This is a genomic window from Micromonospora yasonensis, assembly GCF_026013475.1.
Lineage (GTDB): Bacteria > Actinomycetota > Actinomycetes > Mycobacteriales > Micromonosporaceae > Micromonospora > Micromonospora yasonensis.
On sequence record NZ_JAPDPH010000003.1, the window covers coordinates 88,741 to 102,613 of the forward strand.

The 13,873-nt window shown below is 71.9% G+C and carries 12 protein-coding genes; 7 read left to right on the plus strand and 5 right to left on the minus strand.

Annotated features, from left to right (window positions below; translation table 11 throughout):
* The first annotated feature begins 5 nt into the window (after nucleotides 1–5).
* Both ONA70_RS01580 and ONA70_RS01585 read left to right on the plus strand, forming a co-directional pair.
* Nucleotides 6–662, plus strand: a complete 657-nt coding sequence (locus ONA70_RS01580) for a Maf family protein (protein WP_265004486.1) — start codon at nucleotides 6–8, stop codon at nucleotides 660–662.
* Between the two features lie 9 nt (nucleotides 663–671).
* Nucleotides 672–1,325, plus strand: a complete 654-nt coding sequence (locus tag ONA70_RS01585) for an O-methyltransferase (protein WP_265004487.1) — start codon at nucleotides 672–674, stop codon at nucleotides 1,323–1,325.
* 169 nt (nucleotides 1,326–1,494) lie between these two features.
* Here ONA70_RS01585 and ONA70_RS01590 read toward each other — a convergent pair whose 3' ends face one another.
* From ONA70_RS01590 to ONA70_RS01605, 4 genes are all read right to left on the minus strand, one after another.
* Nucleotides 1,495–2,745: an MFS transporter gene (locus tag ONA70_RS01590; protein WP_265004488.1), complete on the minus strand. Its 1,251-nt coding sequence runs from the start codon at nucleotides 2,743–2,745 to the stop codon at nucleotides 1,495–1,497.
* A 63-nt stretch (nucleotides 2,746–2,808) separates the two neighbouring features.
* Entirely contained in the window at nucleotides 2,809–3,564 is a 756-nt protein-coding gene (locus ONA70_RS01595) for an ABC transporter permease (RefSeq protein ID WP_265004489.1), read from the minus strand.
* 23 nt (nucleotides 3,565–3,587) lie between these two features.
* A complete protein-coding gene (locus tag ONA70_RS01600; protein ID WP_265004490.1) occupies nucleotides 3,588–4,547 on the minus strand; it encodes an ATP-binding cassette domain-containing protein in 960 nt (319 codons plus the stop codon).
* A 121-nt stretch (nucleotides 4,548–4,668) separates the two neighbouring features.
* Entirely contained in the window at nucleotides 4,669–5,280 is a 612-nt protein-coding gene (locus tag ONA70_RS01605) for a PadR family transcriptional regulator (RefSeq protein WP_265004500.1), read from the minus strand.
* Nucleotides 5,281–5,425: 145 nt separating this feature from the next.
* Here ONA70_RS01605 and ONA70_RS01610 point away from each other — a divergent pair, with 145 nt between their 5' ends.
* On the plus strand, nucleotides 5,426–7,177 hold the full coding sequence (locus tag ONA70_RS01610) for an acetyl/propionyl/methylcrotonyl-CoA carboxylase subunit alpha (protein ID WP_265004491.1): 1,752 nt from the start codon (nucleotides 5,426–5,428) through the stop codon (nucleotides 7,175–7,177).
* A gap of 231 nt (nucleotides 7,178–7,408) precedes the next feature.
* Nucleotides 7,409–8,848 (plus strand): GuaB1 family IMP dehydrogenase-related protein, encoded by a 1,440-nt coding sequence (locus ONA70_RS01615; protein WP_265004492.1) that lies wholly within the window; start codon nucleotides 7,409–7,411, stop codon nucleotides 8,846–8,848.
* A 57-nt stretch (nucleotides 8,849–8,905) separates the two neighbouring features.
* On the opposite strand, the gene ONA70_RS01620 is transcribed toward ONA70_RS01615, so the two are convergent.
* On the minus strand, nucleotides 8,906–9,460 hold the full coding sequence (locus ONA70_RS01620) for a TetR/AcrR family transcriptional regulator (protein ID WP_265004493.1): 555 nt from the start codon (nucleotides 9,458–9,460) through the stop codon (nucleotides 8,906–8,908).
* A gap of 92 nt (nucleotides 9,461–9,552) precedes the next feature.
* Here ONA70_RS01620 and ONA70_RS01625 point away from each other — a divergent pair, with 92 nt between their 5' ends.
* The 3 genes from ONA70_RS01625 to ONA70_RS01635 are packed head-to-tail and all read left to right on the plus strand — an operon-like array spanning nucleotide 9,553 to nucleotide 13,864.
* A complete protein-coding gene (locus ONA70_RS01625; RefSeq protein ID WP_265004501.1) occupies nucleotides 9,553–10,074 on the plus strand; it encodes a MarR family winged helix-turn-helix transcriptional regulator in 522 nt (173 codons plus the stop codon).
* On the plus strand, nucleotides 10,068–11,801 hold the full coding sequence (locus ONA70_RS01630) for an ABC transporter ATP-binding protein (protein WP_265004494.1): 1,734 nt from the start codon (nucleotides 10,068–10,070) through the stop codon (nucleotides 11,799–11,801). The genes ONA70_RS01625 and ONA70_RS01630 overlap by 7 nt, the downstream gene beginning before the upstream one ends.
* Nucleotides 11,798–13,864 (plus strand): ABC transporter ATP-binding protein, encoded by a 2,067-nt coding sequence (locus tag ONA70_RS01635; RefSeq protein ID WP_319956129.1) that lies wholly within the window; start codon nucleotides 11,798–11,800, stop codon nucleotides 13,862–13,864. Before ONA70_RS01630 ends, ONA70_RS01635 begins: the two co-directional genes overlap by 4 nt.
* Nucleotides 13,865–13,873 lie beyond the last annotated feature (9 nt).

The following is a 13,873-nucleotide window of genomic DNA, read 5'->3' on the forward strand; positions in this document are numbered from 1 at the left end:
GTGGGGTGTTGACCTCCGTACCGCTGCGCCTCGTGCTCGCCTCGCAGAGTCCCGCCCGCCGCAAGCTGCTCCAGGCCGCCGGGATCGAACCCGACGTGCTGGTCAGCGGTGTTGACGAGTCGCAGGTGGTCAGTGACCAGGCGGAGGAGTTGTGCCTGGCGCTGGCCCGGCTGAAGGCGCAGGCGGTGCTGGGCCGGCTGCGCTCCACGCCGGACGAGCGGACGTTGGTGCTGGGCTGCGACTCGGTGCTGGCGTTCGACGGGGAGATCCTGGGCAAGCCGGCGGACGCGGCGGACGCCACCCGGCGGTGGCAGCGGATGCGTGGGCGCAGCGGGGTGCTGCACACCGGGCACTGCCTGATCGACGTGCTCCACGAGTCGCGAGCGGAGGCGGTCGCGTCGACCACGGTGCATTTTGCCGACATCAGCGACGCGGAGATCGCCGCGTACGTGGCGACGGGCGAGCCGTTGGCGGTGGCCGGGGCGTTCACCATCGACGGGCTGGGCGCCGCGTTCCTGACCGGCATCGAGGGCGATCCGGGGACGGTGGTGGGCCTCTCCCTGCCGCTGCTGCGCAGTCTTCTCGCCGAACTGGAACTGAGTGTCACCGATCTGTGGACGAAGGTCGCGCCGGGGGGCCAGGAGATCGAGCATCTCGGCTAACGTCCGATCATGAGCACGAAGCCGTTGCCGCTGACCCCGGAACTGCACGCCTACCTCGTGGCGCACGGATCGACCCCGGACGAGGTCGTCCGCGAACTGGCCGAGGAGACACGGGCGGCCCTGCCCGCGCAGGCGGAGATGCAGGTCGCCCCGGAGCAGGCCGCGTTCCTGACCTTCCTCACCCGGCTGCTCGGTGTGCGGCAGGCCGTCGAGGTCGGCACGTTCACCGGGCTCTCCTCGTTGGCCATCGCCCGTGGGCTGACCGAGGGCGGCCGGCTGACCTGCTTCGACATCTCCGAGGAGTACACCGGCATCGCCCGGCGTTACTGGGCGCGGGCCGGCGTGCAGGACCGGATCGAGCTGCGTATCGGCCCGGCCGCGGAGACGCTGCGGGAACTGCCCCGGGAGCGGTACCTGGACTTCGCGTTCATCGACGCGGACAAGGTCGGCTACCCAATCTACTGGGACGAGTTGGTGCCCCGGGTGCGGCCGGGCGGGGTCATCGCGGTGGACAACACGTTGCGCGGCGGCCGGGTGCTCGCCCCGCAGAACGCCGACGATCGCGCCATCGCCGCGTTCAACGACGAGATCCTCGCCGACGTCCGCGTCGACGTGGTCATGCTCCCGATCGCCGACGGCGTGACCCTCGCCCGCGTGCGCTGAGGCCACTCGGGATGCGGCATAGCGGGGCTTCCGGCCGGCGGAAAGGCCGACCTGCGGCAAGGGGAGCGGATCAAGCGCGGCCACCGCGCCGGCGCGACCGGGCGGCTCGGCGCCGGCGGTGGGCGGGAAGAGTTGGCCCGTCGACCCCGGCCCCGGCCGGGCTGGGCGGTCAGGCGGGGAGCGGGGTCGGCTCTTGGGCCGGGTGCGGCGTGCGCAGGGCGCGGGCGAGTCGGCCGGTGAGTAGCAGGGCCGCCGCGATGAAGCCGGGCAGCAGCAGGAAGGCCAGGTGGGGACCGACGCCGTCGGCCACCCAGCCGAGCGCGACCGGCGCGATCCCGAAACCCACCCCCATCGAGTACGAGGACCAGCCGGCCGCCTTGTCGGCGGCCGGCCCGGCCACGGCGAGCGCGATGGAGATCGCGAGGGGGTAGTGCAGGGCGTTGCCCAGCCCGAGCACGACCAGGCCGGTGATGGCGAGCCAGCCGACCGGGGCGGACCAGAAGAGGGCGAAGCCGACCAGGGAGACGGCCAGCGCGCCGAGTAGCAGCGGCACCGGCGGCCAGCGCAGCGCGAACCGGCCGCCGGCCACCCGGCCGGCGAACATCCCGCAGACGATCGCCGCGACGGCCGCGGAGGCTCCGCCGGCACTCAACCCCGCGTGGGTCCGCAGCACGTCGGCCGTCCAGAGCGACAGGCAGACCTCGATCGAGCCGGTGACCGACATCAGCGCCCAGGCGATCCAGTACGCCCGGGGCAGCCGCGCCGGCGCCGAGGCGGCCGGGTCGGCGGCAGCCGACGGCTCCAGGTCACTGCGCGGCGTCAGACGCGCTGAGCTGGAGTTGCCGCAGGGGGCGGTCTTCGGCAGGCGTACCCGGAAGGCCCGGGCGGCGAGGGCGACCAGTGCGATCAGGCCGACCTCGACGGCCATCACCGGCCGCCAGCCGAGGCCGGCGTCAACGGTGGCGCCGATGACCAGCGGCGCGAGGATGCCCATGCCGGCGCAGGCGGCGTTGGCCTCGGCCAGTGCGGCGGGTGCGGCCGGGCCGTGGTGGGCGACCAGCACGACGTTGACCCCGCTGACCACCATCATGCCGAAGGCGGCGACGACCGCGACCGCGACGATGGTGGCGGGCAGCGGGCGGAGCAGGCCGAGGGCGGCGACGCCGACGGCCACGCCGGCGAGGCCGAGCCAGGTCGCCGGACCCCGACCGAGCCGGCGGGCGACCGGTGCGAAGAGCGCGCCGCCGAGCAGCGCGCCGACCGCGATGCCGGTGCTGTGCAGGCCGGCGACGGCGGCGGTGGTGCCCTGCTCGTCGCGGAGCAGCGGTACGACAGGGCCGAACCCGTAGAGGAAGAAGCCCCACAACCCCAACTGGGCGTAGGTCAGCCAGGTCGTCCTGTCATGGGTGAGGCGGGGCACTGGCCTTACGCTACGCGTATCGGGCCGGGGCCCCGCCTCTGATGAGAGACAGCTCTCGTCGGATCAGCGGACGCTGCGGGCGAACTGCCGGGCGGCCCAGACCACCCCGGCGACGGCGAGCACCGCGATGATCGTCAGCCCCTGCCAGACCCGGTCGTTGCTCAGGTCGCCGGCGAAGAGCGCTCGGGTGCCCTCGACCGCCCAGGAGAATGGGTTCCACTTGGCGACGCCCTGGAGCCAGCCGGGGGCGAAGGTGAGCGGCAGCAGGATGCCGGAGAGCAGCAGCACCGGCTGGGCGACGGTGTTCATCAGCGGGGCGAGTGCGTCCTCGCTCTTGACCTTGAGCGCGACGCCGTACGAGACGGCCGAGGTCATCAGCGCGATCAGCGCCAGCATCAGGTACGCGAGCAGCAGGTATCCGATGAAGACCCGCAGGTCGAACAGGAGCGCGAGCAGGGTGATGATGATCGCCTGCACGACGAGCGAGACCACGTCGCGCAGCGAGCGGCCGAGCAGCAGGGCGAGCCGGCTGACCGGGGTGACCCGGGACCGCTCGATCACCCCGGCGCGCAGCTCGGCGATCAGGCCGAAGCCCTGGAACAGGCCGCCGAAGATGGCCAGCAGCACCAGCAGGCCGGGGACGAAGATCTTGTAGGCCTCGGCCTGGCTGGACGCGCGGAGGGCGGGCTTGAGCAGTGGGGCGAAGAGCAGCAGGTACATCACCGGCTGGAAGACGCCGACGAAGACCCACACCGGGTTGCGCAGGAGCAGCTGGATCTGGCGCTGGAAGATGAGCCAGGTGTCGCGGGCGAGTTTCATGAGTGGTCTCCGGTTCTCAGTGCTCAGGACTCGCGCAGCGAGCGGCCGGTCTTGGTGAGGAACACGTCGTCGAGGCTGGGGCGGTGCAGCTCGATCGAGCCCAGGTCCAGCCCGGCGCCGTCCAGGCGGCGCAGGATCTGCGGGATGGCGGTGGCGCCCTCGTCGACGTAGAGGCGCAGCCCACCCTCGTCGGCGGTCTCCAGCTTGTGCACGTACGCCTCGGTGTCGAGCAGCTCGGCGGCGCGCGGGGTGGCGGTGGCGTCCAGGCCGACCAGCACCACCTCGCCGGAGATCTCCCGCTTCAGCTCGGCCGGGGTGCCCTCCGCGACCACCTCGCCGTGATCCATGATCGCGATCCGGTCGCAGAGCGCGTCGGCCTCGTCGAGGTAGTGCGTGGTGATGAAGACGGTCATCCCCTCGGCCCGCAGCCGGCGGATCTCGTCCCACATGTGCGCCCGGCTCTGCGGGTCGAGACCGGTGGTCGGCTCGTCCAGGAAGACGATCTTCGGCTCGTGGATGATGCCGAGCGCGATCTCGACCCGGCGCCGCTGGCCGCCGGAGTAGGTCTTGCACTTGCGGTCGGCGTACTCGCTGAGCTGGAAGGCCTCCAGGGCCCGGACGGCGCGCTGGTGCGCCTCGGCCTTCGAGATGCCGTAGAGGCGGGCCTGGAGCACCAACTCCTCGCGGGCGGTGGACTCGTCCCAGGTGCTGCCGCCCTGGGCCACGTACCCGATCCGGCGGCGCACCTCGGCCGGGTCCTTGCGCAGGTCGGCCCCGGCGATGGTGGCCTCGCCGCCGTCCGGCTCGATGAGCGTGGCGAGCATCCGCAGGGTGGTCGTCTTGCCGGCGCCGTTGGGGCCGAGGAACCCGAAGATCTCCCCCTCGGCGACCTCGAGGTTGACACCCCGGACCGCGTCCACGGTCTTCGTCTCGCGACCTGCCCGGGAGCGGAACGACTTCCGCAGCCCTCTGGTCTCGATCATGTCTGCTCCTGGTCGTCCGGGCCGGACGTGACCGGCCGCCGATCGTCCGCGACGGGGGCACACCTCTCCCGCGCGGTTCGCGGAGAGACTATCGCGATATAGCTCTTATGGTCAATGTTGATTAATCCGCGTCTTCGCCGTCGGGCGGGGCGCCGTCCCGCCACCCCGTCCACCCGTCGGCCCGCTCCATCTCAGCGGGCAGGTATGACACTCCCGACTCCACCCGCTCGGCGATCCGCAGGCACCAGGCCATGTCCGCCTCGGCCCGGGCCAGCCAGAGCTCGAACATCCACCCGACGTGCACGGGCTTGCGGTTGCGCACCCAGTCCGAGTCCAGCGAGGCACGCATCGACTCGATCCCGGCCCGGATCAGGTTGGCCCGGTTGCGCAGGGCCGCCGCCGCCTCGTCGCGCGGCATGGCGGGCAGGAAGGAGAAGGCGGCCACGAACGGGTCCGCCGTCTCGTTGAGCTGCCACCACTGCGCCCGCAGCAGGGTCTCGAACTCCTCCTCGCCCTTCGCGGTCACCTCGTACGTGGTGCGGGCGGGGCGCGCGCCGACCTGCTCGACGGAGACGGTGCGCAGCAGCCCCTCGTCGGTCAGCTTGCGCAGCGCGTGATAGATCGAGCCCGGTTGCACGTTGGCCCACTTGTCCGCGCTCCAACTCAGCAGCTCACGGCGTACGTCGTAGCCGTGCACCGGCTCCATCCACCGAACCAGGCCGAGAATCATCATCCGAGTTGCCGACACCGGACAAGCGTAATAAACAAGTTTGACTAAGCCGCGACGCGACAGTGCCACATCCCACACTGAGCGATCGTTAGGGTCGGGAGAGCGGCCGATACACTCCCGGCATCGACCTCCGGGGAGGAGCACCAAGGTGCGCAAGGTACTCATCGCCAACCGCGGCGAGATCGCCGTCCGCGTCATCCGCGCCTGCCGCGACGCCGGGCTGGCGAGCGTCGCGGTCTACGCGGACTCCGACCGGGACGCCCTGCACGCCACCCTCGCCGACGAGGCGTACGCCCTGGGCGGGGACACCGCTGCGGACAGCTACCTGCGCATCGACAAGCTGATCGACGTCGCCGCGAAGGCGGGCGCGGACGCCGTGCACCCCGGCTACGGTTTCCTCTCCGAGAACGCCGACTTCGCCCAGGCGGTCATCGACGCCGGGCTGACCTGGATCGGCCCGACCCCGCAGGCGATCCGCGACCTCGGCGACAAGGTGACCGCCCGGCACATCGCCCAGCGCGCCGGCGCGCCCCTGGTCCCCGGCACCCCGGACCCGGTCGGCAACGCCGACGAGGTGATGGCCTTCGCGGTCGACCACGGCCTGCCGGTCGCCATCAAGGCGGCCTTCGGCGGCGGCGGGCGCGGCCTCAAGGTGGCCCGCACCATGGAGGAGATCCCGCACCTGTTCGAGTCGGCCACCCGCGAGGCGGTCGCCGCGTTCGGCCGGGGCGAGTGCTTCGTCGAGCGCTACCTGGACCAGCCCCGCCACGTCGAGGCCCAGGTCCTGGCCGACCAGCACGGCAACGTGATCGTCGTGGGCACCCGGGACTGCTCGCTGCAGCGCCGCCACCAGAAGCTGGTCGAGGAGGCCCCGGCGCCGTTCCTCACCGAGGCCCAGCGCCGGCAGATCCACGACAGCGCCAAGGCCATCTGCCGGGAGGCCGGCTACCACGGCGCCGGCACGGTGGAATACCTGGTCGGCGCGGACGGCACCATCTCCTTCCTGGAGGTCAACACCCGGCTCCAGGTCGAGCACCCGGTGACCGAGGAGACCGCCGGCATCGACCTGGTCCGCGAGCAGTTCCGGATCGCCGACGGCGAGAAGCTGCGCTTCACCGAGGACCCGACGCCGCGCGGGCACGCGATCGAGTTCCGGATCAACGGCGAGGACCCGGGCCGCAACTTCCTGCCCGCCCCGGGCACCATCACCGCGCTGCGGCTGCCGGCCGGCCCCGGCGTCCGGGTCGACGCCGGCATCTCGGCCGGCGACGTGATCGGCGGCAACTTCGACTCGCTCCTGGCCAAGGTGATCATCACCGGCGAGACGCGTACCGAGGCGCTGGAGCGGGCCCGCCGGGCGCTGGACGAGATGGTCGTGGACGGCATGGCCACCGCGCTGCCCTTCCACCGCCTGGTGGTCCGGGACGAGGCGTTCACCGCCGAGCCGTTCACCGTGCACACCCGCTGGATCGAGACCGAGTTCGACAACACCGTGCCGGCCTTCACCGCCGCGCCCGGCGCCGTCGAGGGCCCAGCCGAGCGCGAGACCGTCGTGGTCGAGGTGGGTGGCAAGCGGCTGGAGGTGGTTCTGCCCGCCGGCCTGGGCGCGGGTACGGCGACCGCCGCGCCCGCCGCGAAGAAGCCGGCCCGCCGGGGCGGCGGCGCCAAGGCCGGCGCGGCGGTCAGCGGCGACACGCTCACCTCCCCGATGCAGGGCACCATCGTCAAGATCGCCGTGGCGGACGGGGACACCGTCGCCGAGGGCGACCTGGTCGTCGTCCTCGAGGCGATGAAGATGGAGCAGCCGCTGCACGCGCACAAGGCGGGCACCGTGAGCGGCCTCTCCGCCGAGGTCGGCGGGGTGATCACCGCCGGCGCGGCGATCTGCACCATCGCCTGACCCCGAGCGACCCGTACTCCACCACGTCGGTCGACGCCCGGCCCCCCTGTCGCGTCCGCGTCAAGATCCGCGCAGTTTCGGGGAAGGTGCTGCCTCCCGGCGTCGGAAGAGAGCAACTTCCGGGAAGTTGCGCTCTTCGGACGCGGCTCGTCGGCGCCCGGCCCGGGCGGCGAGGGGTGGTTTGGGCCACCAGCGGCGGCAGGACCGGGCGGGAGCAGGAATGATGTTCCGGTGCGGTTCCTTCATGGCGCGGTTCCCGCGCACGACCTGACCTACAACGACGTCTTCATGGCGCCCAACCGCTCCGAGGTGGGCTCCCGGCTCGACGTCGACCTGGCCACGGCCGACGGCACGGGCACCACCATCCCGCTGGTGGTGGCGAACATGACGGCGGTCTCCGGCCGGCGGATGGCCGAGACGGTGGCCCGGCGCGGCGGCATCGCGGTGATCCCGCAGGACATCCCGATCGAGGTGGTGGCCAACGTCGTCGCCTGGGTCAAGCAGCGGCACCTGGTGCACGACACCGCGATCACCCTCGGCCCGACGGACACCGTCGGCGACGCGATCCACCTGCTGCCCAAGCGCTCGCACGGCGCGGTGATGGTGGTGGACGAGGCCGGCCGGCCACTCGGCGTGGTGACCGAGGCGGACACCGTGGGGGTGGACCGCTTCGCCCAGCTCCGGCACGTCATGTCGACCGAACTGCACACGGTGCCGGCGGACGCGGACCCGCGTACCGGCTTCGACCGGCTCTCCGCGGGCCGGCGCCGGCTCGCCCCGGTGGTGGACGCCGAGGGGCGGTTGGTCGGCGTGCTGACCCGGCAGGGCGCGCTGCGCGCCACCCTCTACAAGCCGGCGGTGGACGACCGGAACCGGCTGCGGATCGCCGCGGCGGTGGGCATCAACGGTGACGTGACCGGCAAGGCCGCCGCCCTGCTCGACGCCGGGGTGGACACGTTGGTGGTGGACACCGCGCACGGCCACCAGGAGCGGATGATCTCCGCGCTGCGAGCGGTGCGCAAGCTCGACCCGACGGTCCCGGTCGCGGCGGGCAACGTGGTCACCGCCGAAGGCGTGCGGGACCTGGTCGAGGCGGGGGCCGACATCGTCAAGGTCGGCGTCGGGCCGGGCGCCATGTGCACCACCCGAATGATGACCGGCGTCGGCCGCCCGCAGTTCTCCGCGGTGCTCGACTGCGCCGCGGCGGCCAGAGCGCTGGGCCGGCACGTCTGGGCCGACGGCGGCGTACGGCACCCGCGCGACGTGGCGCTGGCCCTCGCCGCCGGCGCCTCGAACGTGATGATCGGCTCCTGGTTCGCCGGCACGTACGAGTCCCCCGGCGACCTCTACACGGAGCCGGACGGGCGGCGGTACAAGGAGAGCTTCGGCATGGCGTCGGCCCGGGCGGTCAGCGCCCGTACGGCCGAGGACAGCGCGTTCGACCGGGCCCGGAAGGCGATCTTCGAGGAGGGCATCTCCTCGGCGCGGATGTACCTGGACCCGATCCGTCCCGGGGTGGAGGACCTGATCGACGAGATCATCTCCGGGGTGCGCAGCGCCTTCACCTACGCCGGCGCACGCAGCCTGGACGAGTTCCACGAGCGGGCACTGGTCGGAGTGCAGAGCGCCGCCGGCTACACCGAGGGCATGCCCCTGCCCACCAGTTGGTGACCGGTTAGGAGGGGCCCCCTGTTATGCACCAGGCGTTAACAGGGGGCCCCTCCTTACTCACTCCCCCGGCTCGAAGAGCCGCCGGATGACCGAGCGGGCGGCTACCTCCGGATCCGGGTCGATGCCGGGTGGCAGCGCGCCGGCCAGCCAGAGCGTGGCGAAGCCGTGCACGATCGACCAGGCGGCGAGCGCGTCCCGTTCGGACCCGCCGGGCAGGGCGGCGATGCCGCTGCGCAGCGGCGCCCAGGCCCGGGACCGGGCGGCCAGCACCGCCGGGTCGTCGCCGTGGTAGAGCCCGGGCGAGAACATCACCTCGAAGTGCGCGCGGTGCCCGACGGCGAAGCGGACGTACGCCACCCCGGCCGCGAGCAGGTCGCCGTCGGCCCGGTCGAGCGCGGCGGCGAGGAGGTCGAAGCCCTCGACGGCCAGGGCGGTGAGCAGGCCGGCCTTGTCGCCGAAGTGGTGGGCCGGGGCGGCGTGCGATACGCCGGCTCGGCGGGCCAGGTCCCGGAGGCTGAGCGCGGCCGGGCCGGACTCGCCGATCGCCTGGACCGCCGCCTCCAGCAATGCCCGGCGGAGGTCCCCGTGGTGGTAGCCGCGCGTCGTGGTCACCGCCGCAGCATATCTTTCCACTGACAAGATGTCAGGATTCCGAAATTAGTTTGGGCCCTGACGATCTGGGCGCTAATCTGACGGCTGTGAAGATGGGACCGCTCGTCACCTTCCCAGATGCCCTGCGGCAGGCGCCGCTCGGCCGCTTGATCTCGATCGCAGGCCACATCGTCGAACAGCACTGGGGGCGCTACCTCGCCGAGCACCACGCACTCACCTCGGCCGGCATGCGGGTGCTGCTCATCCTGCTCCGCGGCGGCGACACCAGCCACCGGGAAATGGCCGAACGGTGCTTCGTCCGGCCCGCCACACTCACCGGCGTCGTCGACACGCTCGAACGCGACGGCTTCGTCACCCGCCAGCGGGACCCGAACGACCGCCGCAGCGTCCAGCTCACCCTGACCGACAAGGGCCGGGAGCACGCCCTCGCCATCATCGACCTGATCCACAGCGACCGCCCGCTCACCTCGGTCGACGCCGATCCGGCGAAAAAAGAGGTGATCCGGCAGTTCCTCATCGAAATCATCACGACCATGTCCGGCGGCGACCTTCACCGGTTGAACCCGGACAGCGAGTCCGACACCGAAAAGCCTTCGGGGAGCCGTCCGTGCTGATCCGCCTGCTCCGTACCCACCTGCGTCCGTACCGGCGGCTGCTGGCCGCGGTCGTGGCGTTCCAGTTCGTGGGCACGATGGCGTCGCTCTACCTGCCGAGCCTCAACGCCGACATCATCGACCGGGGCGTGGCCCTCGGCGACACCGACCAGATCCTGCATACGGGCGGCTGGATGCTGCTCGTCAGCCTGCTCCAGATCGCCTGCTCGATCGCCGCCGTCTACCTCGGCGCGAAGACCGCGATGGGATTCGGCCGCGACGTCCGGGCCGGCATCTTCCGCCACGTCAACCGCTTCTCGGCCCGCGAGGTGGCCCGGTTCGGGGCACCCTCGCTGATCACCCGGAACACCAACGACGTGCAGCAGGTCCAGATGCTGGTGCTGATGAGCTGCACCATGCTGGTCGCCGCGCCGATCATGAGCGTCGGCGGCGTGGTGATGGCGCTGCAGGAGGACGTGGGACTCTCCTGGCTGATGCTGGTGTGCGTGCCGGTCCTGGCGGTGGCACTGGGTCTGATCACCCGCCGGATGGTGCCCGGCTTCCGGCTCATGCAGACCCGGATCGACACGGTCAACCGGGTGCTGCGCGAGCAGATCACCGGCATCCGGGTGGTCCGGGCCTTCGTCCGCGAGCCGTACGAGACGAAGCGGTTCGGCGCCGCCAACGCCGACCTCACCGCGACGGCCCTGCGGGTCGGCCGCCTCCAGGCGCTGATCTTCCCGGTGGTCATGCTGGTGCTGAACGTCTCCAGCGTCGCGGTGCTCTGGTTCGGCGCGGAACGGGTGGACGCCAACCAGATCCAGGTCGGCGCGCTGACCGCGTTCCTGCAGTACCTGATGCAGATCCTGATGGCGGTCATGATGGCCACCTTCATGCTGATGATGGTGCCGCGCGCGGCGGTGTGCTCCGAGCGGATCATCGAGGTGCTGGACACCGAGTCGTCAGTGGTGCCGCCGGCCGAGCCGATGATCGTCACGACCAGGCGCGCCGAACTGGAGTTGCGCGGTGTCGCCTTCCAGTACCCCGGAGCGAGCGCGCCGGTGCTGCACGACATCACGTTCCAGGCCAGCCCGGGCCGGACCACCGCCATCATCGGGTCCACCGGCGCCGGCAAGACCACCCTGCTCACGCTGATCCCCCGGCTGGTCGACCCGACCGACGGCGCGGTGCTGATCGACGGGGTGGACGTACGGCTGCTGGAACCGGACGAGATATGGCGCCGGATCGGGCTGGTGCCGCAGCGGCCGTACCTGTTCAGCGGCACGGTGGCCAGCAACCTCCGGTACGGCAACCCCGACGCGACCGACGCCGAACTCTGGGCGGCGCTGGAGATCGCCCAGGCCCGGGACTTCGTCGCCGAGATGCCGGGCGGGCTGAACGCGCCGATCGCGCAGGGTGGCACGAACGTCTCCGGCGGCCAGCGGCAACGCCTGGCCATCGCCCGGGCGCTGGTCCGCAAGCCGGAGATCTACCTCTTCGACGACTCGTTCTCCGCGCTCGACCTCGGCACGGACGCCCGGCTGCGGGCCGCGCTGAAGCCGGTCACCGCGGACGCGGTGGTGGTGATCGTGGCACAGCGGGTCTCCACGATCGTCGACGCCGATCAGATCATCGTGCTCGAGGACGGGGGCGTCGTCGGCATGGGACGACACGAGGACCTGCTCAAGACCTGCCCGACGTACGCCGAGATCGTGGCGTCCCAGCAGACCGCGGAGGTGACCGCATGACGGCGGTACCGGGGCAGAAGCCGGCCACCGCACCGAAGGCCACCACCGAGGCGCCGACGCCGAGCCGGCTGCCCGTGGCCGGACGGCGCGGCAGCGGTCCACCGTGGATGGGCGCCGCCATGCCGGCGGAGAAGTCGATGAACTTCGGGCCGTCCGCGCGGCGGCTGCTGGGCCGCCTGCGGCCGCACCGGCTGCACCTGGCCGCGATCGTCACCCTGGCGGTGGCGAGCGTCGGGGCGAGTGTGGTCGGTCCGAAGATCCTCGGCCACGCCACCGACCTCATCTTCGCCGGCGTGATCGGCCGGCCGATCCCGGCCGGCACCACCACCGAGCAGGCCGTGGCCGCGGCCCGGGCCGCCGGCAACGACAACTACGCCGACATGCTGGCCCGGATGCACGTGGTGCCCGGGGCGGGCATCGACTTCACCGCGCTGGGCCGCACGCTCGCGTTGGCGCTCGCCCTCTACCTGGGTGCCAGCCTGCTGATGTGGTGGCAGGGCTGGCTGCTCAACGGGGTGGTGCAGCGAACGGTGCTGAAGCTGCGCGCCGACGTGGAGGAGAAGCTCAACCGGCTGCCGCTGCCCTACTTCGACCGGCAGCCGCGGGGCGAGCTGCTCAGCCGGGTCACCAACGACATCGACAACATCTCGCAGACCCTGTCGCAGACGCTCAGCCAGCTGCTCACCGCGCTGCTGACCGTGGTCGGCGTGCTGGGCATGATGCTCTGGATCTCGCCGCTGCTGGCCCTGGTCGCCCTGGTGGCGGTGCCGCTGTCCGTGGTCGTCACCCAGCAGATCGCCAAGCGGTCGCAGCGCAGGTTCATCGCCCAGTGGCGGCACACCGGTGAGCTGAACGGCTTGATCGAGGAGGCGTACACCGGCCACGAGCTGGTCAAGGTCTTCGGCCGGCAGCGCGAGGTGCAGGCCGACTTCGCGGCCAAGAACGACGAGCTGTTCCGGGCCAGCTTCGGGGCCCAGTTCATCTCCGGGATCATCATGCCGGCGATGATGTTCGTCGGGAACCTCAGCTACGTCGCGATCGCCGTGGTCGGCGGGCTGCGGGTGGCCTCCGGCACGATGACCCTCGGCGACGTGCAGGCGTTCATCCAGTACTCGCGGCAGTTCACCCAGCCGCTCACCCAGATCGCCTCGATGGCGAACCTGCTCCAGTCGGGGGTGGCCTCCGCCGAACGGGTCTTCGAGGTGCTCGACGCCGAGGAGCAGACCCCGGAGCGGCCCGCTCCGCCCAAGGTCCCCGGCCGGGTCGAGTTCGAACACGTCTCCTTCCGGTACGACCCGGACAAGCCGCTGATCGACGACCTGTCGCTGGCCGCCGAGCCCGGACACACCGTGGCCATCGTCGGTCCGACCGGCGCCGGTAAGACCACCCTGGTCAACCTGATCATGCGGTTCTACGAGCTGGACGCCGGCCGGATCACCCTCGACGGGGTGGACATCAGCTCGATGCGCCGGGACGAGCTGCGCAGCCGAATCGGCATGGTGCTCCAGGACACCTGGCTCTTCGGCGGCACCATCCGGGACAACATCGCGTACGGGCGGCCGGACGCCACCGAGGAGGAGATCCTCACGGCGGCCCGGGCCACCTTCGTGGACCGCTTCGTGCGCAGCCTCCCGGACGGCTACGACACCGTGATCGACGAGGAGGGCAGCAACGTCAGCGCCGGCGAGAAGCAGCTCATCACCATCGCCCGGGCGTTCCTGGCCGAGCCTTCGCTGCTGATCCTCGACGAGGCGACCAGCTCGGTGGACACCCGGACCGAGGTGCTGCTGCAGCGGGCGATGGCCGCGCTGCGCTCGGACCGGACCAGCTTCGTCATCGCGCACCGGCTCTCCACCATCCGCGACGCCGACCTGATCCTGATGATGGAGCAGGGTCGGATCGTCGAGCAGGGAACCCACGAGGAACTGCTCGCCGCCGACGGCGCGTACGCCCGGCTCTACCGGTCGCAGTTCAGCGGTGCGGCGGTCGCCGAGGAGGCCACCGCGTCGGTGCCGGCCGCCGGACCGCCCGGGAGACCGGCGGCCGCACCGGCCGGACGCTGAGGTGGACGG

Coding starts and splice junctions, on each gene's coding strand:
- ONA70_RS01635 (WP_319956129.1), top strand. CDS start 11,798: ATGACGGCGGTACCGGGGCAGAAGCCGGCCACCGCACCGAAGGCCACC.
- ONA70_RS01585 (WP_265004487.1), top strand. CDS start 672: ATGAGCACGAAGCCGTTGCCGCTGACCCCGGAACTGCACGCCTACCTC.
- ONA70_RS01625 (WP_265004501.1), top strand. CDS start 9,553: ATGGGACCGCTCGTCACCTTCCCAGATGCCCTGCGGCAGGCGCCGCTC.
- ONA70_RS01600 (WP_265004490.1), bottom strand. CDS start 4,547: ATGATCGAGACCAGAGGGCTGCGGAAGTCGTTCCGCTCCCGGGCAGGT.
- ONA70_RS01595 (WP_265004489.1), bottom strand. CDS start 3,564: ATGAAACTCGCCCGCGACACCTGGCTCATCTTCCAGCGCCAGATCCAG.
- ONA70_RS01605 (WP_265004500.1), bottom strand. CDS start 5,280: ATGATGATTCTCGGCCTGGTTCGGTGGATGGAGCCGGTGCACGGCTAC.